At 59.0% G+C, this 12,286-nt stretch carries 8 protein-coding genes; 1 reads left to right on the top strand and 7 read right to left on the bottom strand.

The genetic code is table 11. The annotated features are described in order from the left end of the window. Window positions 1–278 precede the first annotated feature (278 nt). From ACUY2T_RS05025 to ACUY2T_RS04995, 7 genes are all read right to left on the bottom strand, one after another. A complete protein-coding gene (locus ACUY2T_RS05025) occupies window positions 279–599 on the bottom strand; it encodes a hypothetical protein (RefSeq protein WP_448307786.1) in 321 nt (106 codons plus the stop codon). Window positions 600–640: 41 nt separating this feature from the next. Continuing rightward, a complete protein-coding gene (locus ACUY2T_RS05020; protein ID WP_293790838.1) occupies window positions 641–1,390 on the bottom strand; it encodes a succinate dehydrogenase/fumarate reductase iron-sulfur subunit in 750 nt (249 codons plus the stop codon). Continuing rightward, window positions 1,390–3,423 (bottom strand): fumarate reductase/succinate dehydrogenase flavoprotein subunit, encoded by a 2,034-nt coding sequence (locus ACUY2T_RS05015; protein WP_448307785.1) that lies wholly within the window; start codon window positions 3,421–3,423, stop codon window positions 1,390–1,392. Before ACUY2T_RS05015 ends, ACUY2T_RS05020 begins: the two co-directional genes overlap by 1 nt. A 33-nt stretch (window positions 3,424–3,456) precedes the next feature. Continuing rightward, the gene (locus tag ACUY2T_RS05010) at window positions 3,457–4,242 is read right to left on the bottom strand and encodes a succinate dehydrogenase cytochrome b subunit (protein ID WP_293790840.1); all 786 of its coding nucleotides are present in this window, start codon (window positions 4,240–4,242) and stop codon (window positions 3,457–3,459) included. A 332-nt stretch (window positions 4,243–4,574) separates the two neighbouring features. Continuing rightward, complete coding sequence (locus ACUY2T_RS05005) at window positions 4,575–7,217, bottom strand: glycoside hydrolase family 65 protein (RefSeq protein WP_448307784.1); 2,643 nt, start codon at window positions 7,215–7,217, stop codon at window positions 4,575–4,577. Window positions 7,218–7,283: 66 nt separating this feature from the next. Further along, entirely contained in the window at window positions 7,284–8,042 is a 759-nt protein-coding gene (locus tag ACUY2T_RS05000; RefSeq protein ID WP_448307783.1) for an HAD family hydrolase, read from the bottom strand. A gap of 154 nt (window positions 8,043–8,196) precedes the next feature. Continuing rightward, entirely contained in the window at window positions 8,197–10,392 is a 2,196-nt protein-coding gene (locus ACUY2T_RS04995; protein ID WP_448307782.1) for a malate synthase G, read from the bottom strand. A 497-nt stretch (window positions 10,393–10,889) separates the two neighbouring features. Here ACUY2T_RS04995 and aceA point away from each other — a divergent pair, with 497 nt between their 5' ends. After that, window positions 10,890–12,185 (top strand): isocitrate lyase, encoded by a 1,296-nt coding sequence (gene aceA / locus ACUY2T_RS04990; RefSeq protein WP_434825169.1) that lies wholly within the window; start codon window positions 10,890–10,892, stop codon window positions 12,183–12,185. Window positions 12,186–12,286 lie beyond the last annotated feature (101 nt).

The following is a 12,286-nucleotide window of genomic DNA, read 5'->3' as shown; positions in this document are numbered from 1 at the left end:
GGTTGCCAGTGCGGGTACACTGCGGCGATGTCGCTAGATCGGGAATGTGTTAAAGACAACCCTTCTCATTTATCCAAAACTCCTGGTCAGAGCGCTGACTATTTTCGGAAGTCGGGTAGCTGGGCGTACACATTCCCGTTCTAACGACATGCCCCCTGCCAACCCACAACCACACTGGGCGAAGCAAGACCGCGCCGCCCAAGAGGAGCGACGCGGTCTGCGCAAATGGAGGTGCATGCAAGCACCGGCAGACGGTGCTTAGCGGCGACTAGCCGACGCTAGATGATGCGCCCAGAGCGACTCTTGTACGCGCGGTAGTTCTTGCGACCTGCGCGGATGCACGCAGAACCCGCAACAACAGCAACCACGGACATGACAATGCCGATGATGAGGTACAGCATGCCGTCGTCCTGAGTGCCGGACATGTTGGTAGCCAGACCGAACACGATGGTACCCAGACCCGGCATCAGCAGCAGCCAAAAGCCCATGCCGATCCAAGTAAGGGAGCGCTGCAGGGAAGAGTGCGGCGCATCAAAGCTGGACGGCTGGTAGCCATCAACGTAGTAACGCTCCATGTGCAGGTTCTCACTGAGTGCCATGGTTCTCTCCTACTTTCCTGATACTTATCTTGGAGTTGATCTTAGTCATCCTTGCCGCGGAAAGCGGCACGGGTGCGTTCCTTTGTGATAGCTGCCACAGCCGTCAGCGGGATACCCGCCGGGCAAACGTCAGCGCACTCGCCGTACAGCGAGCAAGGACCGAAGGTTCCCTCGACCTCATCAACCATCTTGCGGGCGCGGAGACCGCGCTCCTCGCGACCCAGCGGAGACAGCGTCAGGTGCACCAGCTTCGCGCCGGTAAACAGGTGAGCCGCACCATTCGGGCACGCTGCAACACAGGCACCACAGCCGATGCAGGCTGCGTGATCCAGTGCCTTCTCAGCGTCGGAGTGGTTAACCATCAGGGAGTCAGCGTCCGGGGCGGTGCCGGCCATGACGGAGACGAAGCCACCCTTTTCCATCACGCGATCCAGTGCGGAGCGGTCGACGACCATGTCCTTGATCACCGGATATGCGGCAGAGCGCAGCGGCTCCAGCTTGATGGTGTCACCATCGTTGAAGGAGAGCAGGCGCTGCTGGCAAGCAGGCTTGTTCTTGTCCGGACCGTGGGGGCGGTCGTTGACCATCAGGCCACAGGTACCGCAGATGCCCTCGCGGCAATCCGAGGCGAAAGCGAAGGGCTCCTTGCCCGCCTCTACGTAGTTGTTGTTTACGTGGTCAAGCAGCTCCAGGATGGACATCTGCTCGGCAGCGTCATCAACGTCAACAGACTCGAAGTGGCCTTCGGCATTCGGGCCCGCCTGACGCCAGATTTCAAGATGCAGTTTCATTACTTGTAATTCCTTGTCATCAGCGGGATACGGTCGAAGTACAGGGGCTCGGAGTGGCGGATGAACTTGTTCTCGCCATTCGGCTGCCAAGCGGAAACGAAGCACCAGTTGTCATCGTCACGCTCTGCCTCGCCGTCTTCGGACAGGTGGTCATCGCGGTAGTGGGCACCACAGGACTCGTCGCGATCCAGTGCGTCCACACACATTAGCTCGCCCAGATCCAGGTAGTCGGCAACGCGGGTTGCGTACTCGAGGGTCTGGTTCATCTCCTCGGTACCGCCCGGGATGTGCAGGTTAGCCCAGAAGTCCTTACGCAGGGCGCGGATCTTCTCGATACCGTCCTTCATGTCCTTCACGTTGCGGGACACACCACAGGAGAAGTACAGGATCTCGCCGAGCTGGCGGTGGTAGTACTCCGGACCGTGCGGGTTGTCACCCTTGATGCTGGTCAGACGCTCGATGCGATCCTTTGCACGCTGCAGAGCTTCCTGTGCGGCAGGGGAATCCTCAGCCGGAATCTCCTCGCCGAGGTGCGGTGCCAGGTAGTTCGGGATGGTGAACGGCAGAGTGAACCAGCCCTCCACGGAGGAGGACAGCAGGGAGTTAGCTCCCAGGCGGTTCGCACCGTGGTACATCCAGGAGGACTCACCAGAGCAGAACAGACCGTCGATAGACGTCATTTCGTTGAAGTCGGTCCACAGGCCACCCATGGTGTAGTGGCAGGTCGGGGCAATGCGCATCGGGGTCTCGTAAGCGGACTCGCCGATGGCCTCTTCGTACATCTGGATCAGGTTGGAGTAACGCTCGCGGATCGTGTCCTTGCCCAGACGCTGGATAGCGTCACCCAGATCCAGGTACACGGAGTTCTTCATCGGGCCCACACCGTAGCCAGCGTTGATCTGCTGGGCGTTGGCACGGGAAGCGATGTCACGCGGAACCAGGTTGCCGAAGGCCGGGTAGCGACGCTCCAGGAAGTAATCGCGCTCGTCTTCCGGAATATCGTTCGGCTTGCGGTCGTCGCCCTTCTTCTTCGGGGTCCAGATGCGGCCGTCGTTACGCAGCGACTCGGACATCAGGATCGTCTTGGACTGCCAGGTGGAGTTCACCGGCAGGCCCGTCGGGTGGAACTGGACGAAGGACGGGGACGCCATGTAGGCACCCAGCTCGTAGGCGCGCATGATAGCCGAGGCGTTGGAGTTCTTGGCCAGAGTGGACATGTGGTACACGTTGCCGTAACCGCCAGTAGCCAGCACGGTTGCGTGGCCGGTGTGAGCCTTCAGCTCGCCGGTCAGCAGGTTGCGCATGATAACGCCCTCACAGCGGCCATCCTTGACGATCAGGTCAACGAGGTCGTTGTGGGTGAAGATCTCCACGTGACCGGCACCGATCTGGCGGTACAGCGCAGAGGTGGTAGCCAGCTGCAGCTGCTGACCTGTTTGACCACGGGTGTAGTAGGTGCGGGAAACCTGCACACCACCGAAGGAACGGGTGGCCAGGGTGCCGCCGTACTCGCGGGAGAACGGAGCGCCCACGGCGTTCATGTGGTCGATAACCTTCGGGGACTCCATGGCCAGACGCCAGCAATCGTTCTCGCGGCAACGGTAGTCGCCGCCCTTGACGGTGTCCTTCGCGTGCAGGTAGGTGGAGTCGTTATCCAGCTTCTTACCGCGGGAGGAGTTCACACCGCCCTGCGCGGCGATGGAGTGCGCGCGACGCGGGGAGTCGTGGTAGGTAAACACCTTCACGTCGTAGCCCAGCTCGCCCAGTGCGGCAGCTGCAGCGCCACCGGCCAGGCCAGTGCCGACGATGAGAATGCGGAACTTGTTGCGGTTCAGCGGGGACACCATGCCGAAGTGTTCCTTGGCGTACTGCCACTGCTTATCCTGGCTGACCGCGTGCGGTGCGTTATCCTTCAGCACCTTGCCGACGGTCACACCCTCCACGACAGATTCCGGTGCGGTGAAAGCCGCTACGGCCTTGTCGTAGTCGAAGTCCGCGGTCTGATTGTGCGGGTGGTTAGTTACTTCGCTCATTTAACTCTCTTCTCCTTGAAATCAGACTCGCCGTTATTGTCCAACCGGGACGAACGAGGCCTGATCAACCAACCCAAACATCACAGCCAGCGGGATGGAGATGTTGCCGATCATCACGATCGCGGGCAGCAGGTAAGCGATCCACAGCATGACCTTGCGGGTGCGGTGGCCAGTGATGCCCAGGTCCGAGGTAGCAGTCCAGATGCCGTGGGACAGGTGCATAAACAGGATCAGCATCGCCAGGATGTAGAAGATAGCCACAGCCGGGCGATCGAAGGATGCAACCAGGTTCTGGAACGCGGCGTGTGCACCGTCAACCGGACCCTGGAAGTCCTCAGAAGCGACCGGCTTCACGCCCATCGTCAGATCCAGGATGTGGAAGATAATGAACAGCAGCAGCACGATACCGGTAACGATCATGCTGCGTGCGGTGAACGTATTCCAGCTGCTGACCATTCCCTTGCGGCGGTAGCGGCCACGGGACTGGTGTCCACGGCTGGTCAGTGCGAAAGCACACCAAACGTGCAGGATCAGGGAAACCAGCAGCACGATACGAGCAACCCACAGGAAGGACTCGTGCGGCAGCAGCGGGTAACCAAATTCACGCAGGAAGTCGGCGTAGGTATTGAAGGATTCGGCCCCCATGTAAACCTTCAGGTTTCCAACCATGTGAACCAGGACGAACAGCGCGAAGATGATGCCCGTGATGGCCATCGTCAGCTTCATCGCCCACGAAGGGAAGCCTGGCTTCTCGCGCAGGCTCGAAGTTCTCAGTTTTCCGTGAGCGATTGCCTCACGGTCGTCATATTTAACAGTCATGGCACCTCCAGTGTCATAGACACTGTAAATCTTGCGACCCCCCTCGGACTACTTGTGTACCTGCAGATTCACCCACTTACACCCCGTTATGGGGTATGACATTTTCGCAATATAAGCCTTGCAAAAATACGACTAACGGTACATCCGTACTGTTAAGTTCGTTATGAGAGGTGGTCATAGCGTCGCGTCACACTGGTCACACGACTTTCGTGCCACTCTTGACTATTTTTATTAATGACGCCACACTCCCACCCCTTAGGCCCCCACCCCACTAAACACGTAACTTAGAATACGGACCCACGGGGACGGTAGGCGTCAATAAATATATATTTTTATAATTTTACCCGGTGGTCCGGAGTGCCGGTCGGGAAGTCACTATCGGCGCGATGTTCACTGAGCAACGTCTGCCCCTTAACAATGACGGGCTCATGACCGACAACAACTTCCTCACCCATGACCCAAATCGGACCAACCTTGTGGTCGCCTTCCTCAACTACCAGCTCCACTTCACCGGGGCGGACTTCTACACGCAGACGCTCGCCATGCAGGGTGATGTGGTAAGTCAAAGATTCCCACTCATCCGGCAGGCGCGGATCAATCGTGTACTGCCCATAGAAATCACGGAAGCCGCCGAAACCATGGGTCAGCGCCGTCCACGCACCACCACACGAGGCGATATGTACACCGTCCGAGGCATTGTGGTGCAAGTCGCCCATATCGACGAATAGACCGCGGTAGAAAAACTCCTCTGCTTTTTCTTTGTAACCCAGCTCTGCAGCGATGATGGATTGCACGACCGCAGAAAGGGTGGAATCACCCGTGGTCAGAATGTCGTAGTAGTCGTAGTCCGCACGCTTAACCTCTGTGGAGAAACGCTGCCCCTGTAGGAATAGCGCCAGCACCACGTCGGCCTGCTTCAGAATCTGATAGCGGTAGATCGTCAACGGGTGATAGTGCAGCAACAGCGGCCGCTTTGGCCCCACCTCCGGATCATCGAGATCCCAAATGCGGCGATGCAGGAACTGATCGTCCTGGGGGTTAACCTGCAGCTCCTCGTTATAAGGGATGTACATGCAATCAGCGGCCTTGCGCCACAAATCCACCTCGGCAACCGTGATGTTCTTCAGGTGCTGTAGGTTGCGATATTCCTCCGGTCGCTCTTCCCTCATCTGGCGCACCACTGCCGCCGCAACTTCCAGGTTGTACTGAGCCATCACGTTTGTGAACAAGTTGTTGTTCACCACGGTGGTGTACTCGTCCGGTCCGGTCACGGAATGGATCTCGAACTTGTCCTGTTGGCTGTTGAAGAAGCCAATGGACATCCAGAAGCGAGCGGTTTCCACCAGCAGGCTGATCCCCTGCTGCAACAAAAATTCTGTATCGCCGGTGGCGTAGACGTATTTCATCAGGGAAAACGCAATGTCGGCATCGATGTGATACTGCGCGGTTCCCGCAGCGTAGTAGGCCGAGGACTCCTGGCCATTGATGGTTCGCCAGGGGAAAAGCGCGCCATCGTGCGAGAGCTCCAGCGCACGCTGTTTGGCCGCAGGCAGCATGTCATAGCGGAAGCGCAGGGCATTTCGAGCCAGGTTGGGGTTGGTGTAGCACAGGAACGGCATGACGTAGATTTCCGTATCCCAAAAGTAGTGTCCGCCGTAGCCGGAGCCGGTCATGCCCTTCGCCGGGATTCCGTTGGTTTCCGCGCGCGCAGAGGCCTGGATCAGTTGGAAGATATTCCAACGCACTGCCTGCTGCAGAGCAGGCTGCCCCTCAATGCGCACATCAGAGCGTTCCCAGAAGCGAGCAAGCCATTCGGCTTGGTTATCCATCAAGTTGCTAAAGCCCACCGATTTCGCACGGTTGATCGTACGCGCGCAGCGGAACGCGAGCTCCTGCGGGGCGACGTGGCGGGAAGAGTGATACGCCGTGTACTTCTCCAGGCGCATCTTCATGCCTTTCCTGCCGTTGAGGTGGTACGTTACGCGCGCAACGTCCTCTTCCACCTCCGTGGAAACCTCCACGCCGGTATCCATGCCCACGTCCGCATCATCTACAGGGTTATCGACTTCCAGAATGTGGTCCATGGACACGGTGACGGTCATTCCCGAGTGGTTGATCTGGTAACCCAGCGTCGCGCGTTCCGGCTCTGTACTGGACTGGTACTTGGGGATGAAGACGCGATCCTGGAACTGCTCGCCCTTGCGCGGATCAAAGCCTTCTTCGCCCGCTACGCGGGCATTATTATCCGGGAACTCCCCCTGCCCATCCTCACGGTTCAGCAGCTGAGAGGAAATCACCACTGCGGCCGGTGCATCCAGCAGCTCGACTTCCAAGGACTGCAAAGCCAGGTGGCGCTCTTGGAAGCTCACCATGCGCTCGGAGGTCACGCGCACATGCTTGCCACCTGGAGTGCGCCAGACCAAGCTGCGGCGCAACACACCTTCGCGGAAGTCCAGGCTGCGGTTGTATTCCATAACCTCCGCGTTGCCCAGGCGCAGCGGCTCGTCATCGATATACAGGCGCATGGCTTTGGCATCCGGCACAGAAACGATGCTCTGGCCTGTGCGCGCCAGACCGTAGGCATCCTCGGCATGCTCGATATCCCAGGTCTCATGCACACCGTTGATGAAGGTGCCATGGGTCTTGGAATCGCGCCCTTCCTCCGGGTTTCCGCGCAATCCCAGGTAGCCATTGGATAGCGCAAAGAGGGTCTCGGCAACGCCTAAATCCATGAAGTTGGGGCGCGTCTCGATCAGCGCCCACTCGTCGACCGGGTTGTTATCCCGATCCACTGCCTCCAGCGGGTTCACAGCGCTGTGCTTCATGTCTGCGCGGAATCCCTCCGCACGCAGGTCGCCGCCGTCGATAGGGCGCTTAAAGCCGGTCTCTGCGCCTTCGCGCCGAGTAGCAAGGTAATCCTTTAGACGCTGGTCAGCAGGGGTGCGCTTGGTCTTTCTTTGGGCGTTGATTCCCATGTTGTTCTGCGATTCTCCGAGTCGTTAATTAAAAATTCTTTGGTTAAAGCGTCTCTTTGACGCGATCTATCCCAGCAGATCCGCTAGATCGTCAACCACGATATCCGCACCGTGGTCACGCAGCGCCTCTGCACCAGCTCCGCGATCCACGCCAATGACCAGCCCGAACTGTCCCGCTTTTCCGCTGGCCACACCACTGGTGGCATCCTCTACCACCACTGCATTCGAAGCGCTCGCGCCGAGCTGCTGCGCACCGTACAGGTACGTGTCTGGTGCGGGCTTACCCGGTAGCTCTTTTTCTGACGCCACCACGCCATCCACTATCACTTCAAACCGATCGAGCAGCCCCGCTGCTTGCAGCACCGGACGCGCGTTCTTGGAGGAGGAAACAATAGCGATCTTTGGGGTCTTCTCCCCTGCTGTAGCGCGTTCCCGGATCGCATCGAGCAGCTGCACGGAGCCCTGGTAGGGCTGTACGCCTTCTTCCACCAGCTTCAGAAAGTCCTCGTTCTTCCGCGCACCCAAGCCGTGGATCGTATCCTCGTCCGCATTGTCTTCCGGGGTACCCGCCGGAAGCTCGATGTCTCGGCTGGCCAGAAGTGCGGCTACCCCCTCGTCGCGGCGGCGTCCATCCAGGTAGTCGAAGTAATCCTGTTCGGTATATGGCCACGTGCCTTTGGATTCCAAGAACGCGGTGAACATCCGTGCCCACGCCTGGCGGTGGAGCTCGGCGGTGGGGGTGATCACGCCGTCGAGGTCGAAAAGTACGGCGTCAAAATCAAAAAGAGAGCGGTCGGGTGAACTCCCAAAGGTGGTGACAGACAAGTCGGAGGCTCCTTCCGGGGCGCCTTGTTGTGCGTGCTTGTTGATGTCTATTTTTCGTGCGTCCACCAGTCTAGCCAGGGGATCGGACACCTGTCCGGGCAAGGAAAACCGCCGGGTGAGGCGGGCTCACACCGGCGGTTAGATCCGTATCGCTTTAGGCGATGCCGTTCTTTTCCTTGAACTCCAAACGACGGGCATGCAAGATCGGCTCAGTGTAACCGGCCGGCTGCTCCAGACCCTTAAACACCAAATCCTTCGCAGCCTGGAAAGCCACCGACTCGTCAAAGTTCGGAGCCATGTTGCGGTAGTTCGCGTCACCAGCGTTCTGCTCATCTACCTTTACAGCCATACGCTGCAAAGATTCCAGAACCTGCTCCTCGTTCACCACACCGTGCTTCAGCCAGTTAGCCAAGTGCTGCGAGTTAATACGGCAAGTAGCGCGATCCTCCATCAGATCGATGTCGTGGATATCCGGAATCTTAGAGCAACCCACACCCTGCTCCACCCAGCGAACCACATAACCCAGGATGGACTGGGAGTTGTTATCAATTTCCTCGGCGATCTCCTCGTCAGACCAGTCAGCGGACTCCGCCACCGGAATGGTCAGGATGTCACCCAGCGTCTCACGACGACCCTCGGTACGCAGCTTGTCCTGCACTTCGAAGACATCTACCTCGTGGTAGTGGGTTGCGTGCAGTGTTGCACCCGTCGGGGACGGAACCCACGCGGTAGACGCGCCTTCCTTCGGCTGGCCGATCTTCTGCGCCAGCATGTCCGCCATCAGCTCAGTCTTGGCCCACATGCCCTTACCGATCTGCGACTTACCCGGCAGACCGTGTGCCAGGCCAGCATCCACATTGTTGTCCTCGTAAGCCAGCTTCCACGGCGCGGTCTGCAGATCCGCCTTACGCACCATCGGACCAGCCAGCATAGAGGTGTGGATCTCATCACCAGTGCGATCCAGGAAGCCGGTGTTAATAAACGCCAGGCGCTCCTTAACCTGCGCAATGCAGGCATCCAGGTTGGCAGTGGTACGACGCTCCTCATCCATCACACCAACCTTCAAGGTGAACCGCTCCAGACCCAGCAGGTCCTCCACCGCACCGAACAGGTCGTTGGTGAACGCAACCTCCTCCGGGCCGTGCTGCTTCGGCTTCACGATGTAGATCGAACCATTGCGGGAGTTACGACGCGGGTTGTTCTCATCCAGACCCGGGATCGCAGCAGCCGAAGTAATAACGGCATCCATGATGCCCTCGAAGATCTCCTCACCGTTCTGATCCAAGATCGCCGGATTCTGCATCAGGTGACCAACATTACGCACGAACAGCAGGGAACGGCCGTGCAGACGCAGCTCCTCACCATCGCGGGAGGTAAACACGCGGTCATCGTTCAGCTTACGAGTGAAGGTCTTGCCGCCCTTCTCCACTTCCTCGGTGAGGTTGCCGGTGTTCAGACCCAGCCAGTTGCGGTAGCCCAGGGTCTTGTCGGTTGCGTCGACAGCGGCGACGGAGTCCTCGAAGTCCATGATGGTGGAGATTGCGGACTCAAGGTTCAGATCCTTGACGCCGGCCTTGTCGGTCTTGCCGATCGGGGATTCCGGGTCGATCTGAATGTCAATGTACAGACCGTTGTTGTACAGCAGAATGTCGGTCGGGTTGGCCTTGTCGCCGCCGAAGCCTGCGTAGACCTCCGGGTTGCGCAGGTGAACGTCATTGCCGTCGATGGTGGCGGTGAACTGGCCGGACTCAACCGCGTACTTGGTGACGTCCTTGTGGGAGCCGGACTCCAGGGGTACTACGCGGTCCAGGAACTCGCGGCCCCACTCGATGACCTTGTCGCCGCGAACCTTGTTGTAGCCGGTGCCCTTTTCCTGGCCGTTGTCCTCGGAGATAGCGTCGGTGCCGTAGAGGGCGTCGTACAGAGAACCCCAGCGGGCGTTCGCCGCATTCAGGGCGAAGCGGGCGTTCAGGATCGGCACAACTAGTTGCGGACCGCCGGTGGTTCCAACCTCCGGGTCAATGTTCTGGGTCTTAATCTCGAAATCGCCCGGCTCGTCAACCAGGTAGCCGATTTCCTTCAGGAACGCGGTGTACTCCTCCGGATCCTGAGCACCCTTGTGGTCGGCGTACCAGGCATCCATCTTTTCCTGTAACTCGTCGCGAGTGTTGAGCAGCTCGCGGTTGCGCGGGGTGTACTCCTCGACGATCTTGCCGAAGCCATCCCAGAACTTCTCCTGCTCCTCGGCGGAATCCTTGCCAATGACAGGAAGTACCTCGGTGTTCACGAAGTCGTAAAGGGTCTTGGCAACCTGAAGGCCGCCGGCGGTTACACGCTCGGTCTGGGTCATGGTGACTCCTCACTTATTGGTCGATCTACCTATTCAAAGGTCTCTACTCACAAAGACTAGGTGACTTCCCTCACCATGGGCACGAAGTTGGTTATAGATCGCACTTTTCTCACCCCCACAGACGGGGACTTTCGGGCATGACTATTTCTCTTTTTCTTTTTGACGCCGCGTCTCATCCCGTGGCGCACCACACCTATAAGTCCAGCAAGAGAGCCAGATCACGTTCTAACCCTGGGGCGTCATTAAGAAACAGTAGGGAGAAAAACTTCACAAAATTAACAAAAAGAGTGACCACCCCCACACATAAATATCCGCCTGACCGGCATTGACGCGGTTATTTGGGTTGGTACTCTCATAGGCAGAGACACGAAACGCAGACTTCACCTAACGGTGACGTTAGGCCTCCGAGTGTGCGAATCGCTGTCCCCCCGCCAGGAACCCCCGGGCAGGGACCAAGACATAACTCTCCCCTTAATTAGTAAGGAAGTGACCCCTACATGTCGAACGTCGGCAAGGCACGTACCGCTGAAGAAATCCAGAAGGACTGGGACGAGAACCCCCGTTGGGCTAACGTCGAGCGCGATTACACCGCAGAGCAGGTCGCTGAGCTGCAGGGCACCGTTGTTGAAGAGCACACCCTGGCACGCCGCGGCGCTGAGATCCTGTGGGAAGCAGTCAACAAGGATGACGATTCCTACATCAACGCTCTGGGCGCACTGACCGGTAACCAGGCTGTTCAGCAGGTCCGCGCAGGCCTGAAGGCTGTTTACCTGTCCGGTTGGCAGGTCGCTGGTGACGCCAACCTGTCCGGCCACACCTACCCCGACCAGTCCCTGTACCCGGCTAACTCCGTTCCGTCTGTTGTTCAGCGCATCAACAACGCGCTGTCCCGCGCTGACGAGATCGCTCGCGTTGAGGGCGACGACTCCGTTGAGAACTGGCTGGTTCCGATCGTTGCCGACGGCGAGGCTGGCTTCGGTGGCGCACTGAACGTTTACGAGCTGCAGAAGGCCATGATCAAGGCCGGCGCTGCAGGTACCCACTGGGAGGACCAGCTGGCCTCCGAGAAGAAGTGTGGCCACCTGGGCGGCAAGGTTCTGATCCCGACCCAGCAGCACATCCGTACCCTGAACTCCGCACGTCTGGCAGCTGACGTTGCCAACACCCCGACCCTGGTTGTTGCTCGTACCGACGCCGAGGCCGCTACCCTGCTGACCTCCGACGTTGACGATCGCGACAAGCCGTTCCTGACCGGCGGCCGCACCGCTGAGGGCTTCTACAACGTCCAGAACGGCATCGAGCCTTGCATCGCTCGTGCGAAGGCATACGCTCCGTACGCCGACCTGATCTGGATGGAGACCGGCACCCCGGATCTGGAGCTGGCTAAGAAGTTCGCTGAGTCTGTTCGCTCCGAGTTCCCGGATCAGCTGCTGGCTTACAACTGCTCCCCGTCCTTCAACTGGTCTGCACACCTGGACGACGACACCATCGCCAAGTTCCAGAACGAGCTGGGCGCAATGGGCTTCAAGTTCCAGTTCATCACCCTGGCTGGCTTCCACGCTCTGAACCACTCCATGTTCGACCTGGCTTACGGCTACGCCCGCAACCAGATGTCCGCATTCGTGGAGCTGCAGAACCGCGAGTTCGCTTCCGCCAAGGAGCGCGGCTTCACCGCTGTGAAGCACCAGCGCGAGGTCGGTGCAGGCTACTTCGACAAGATCGCCACCACCGTCGACCCGAACTCCTCCACCACCGCTCTGAAGGGCTCCACCGAGGAGGGCCAGTTCCACTAAGCCGCTTGCTCTCCAAGCGCTAGGAACTAGCTGCGCGGGCTTCTAGGCCCGTGACATGCTCAAACCCCGGTCAGCACGCAAGTGCTGGCCGGGGTTTCTTT

The organism is Corynebacterium sp. 22-2729 (assembly GCF_053479475.1).
The sequence above is the reverse complement of the archived record's forward strand: the minus strand, read 5'-3'. Positions and strand labels throughout refer to the sequence as shown.

Excerpts from the sequence above, each read along its gene's own strand:
- ACUY2T_RS05025 (WP_448307786.1), bottom strand. The coding sequence starts at position 599 with ATGGCACTCAGTGAGAACCTGCACATGGAGCGTTACTACGTTGATGGC.
- ACUY2T_RS05020 (WP_293790838.1), bottom strand. The coding sequence starts at position 1,390 with ATGAAACTGCATCTTGAAATCTGGCGTCAGGCGGGCCCGAATGCCGAA.
- ACUY2T_RS05015 (WP_448307785.1), bottom strand. The coding sequence starts at position 3,423 with ATGAGCGAAGTAACTAACCACCCGCACAATCAGACCGCGGACTTCGAC.
- ACUY2T_RS05010 (WP_293790840.1), bottom strand. The coding sequence starts at position 4,242 with ATGACTGTTAAATATGACGACCGTGAGGCAATCGCTCACGGAAAACTG.
- ACUY2T_RS05005 (WP_448307784.1), bottom strand. The coding sequence starts at position 7,217 with ATGGGAATCAACGCCCAAAGAAAGACCAAGCGCACCCCTGCTGACCAG.
- ACUY2T_RS04995 (WP_448307782.1), bottom strand. The coding sequence starts at position 10,392 with ATGACCCAGACCGAGCGTGTAACCGCCGGCGGCCTTCAGGTTGCCAAG.
- aceA (WP_434825169.1), top strand. The coding sequence starts at position 10,890 with ATGTCGAACGTCGGCAAGGCACGTACCGCTGAAGAAATCCAGAAGGAC.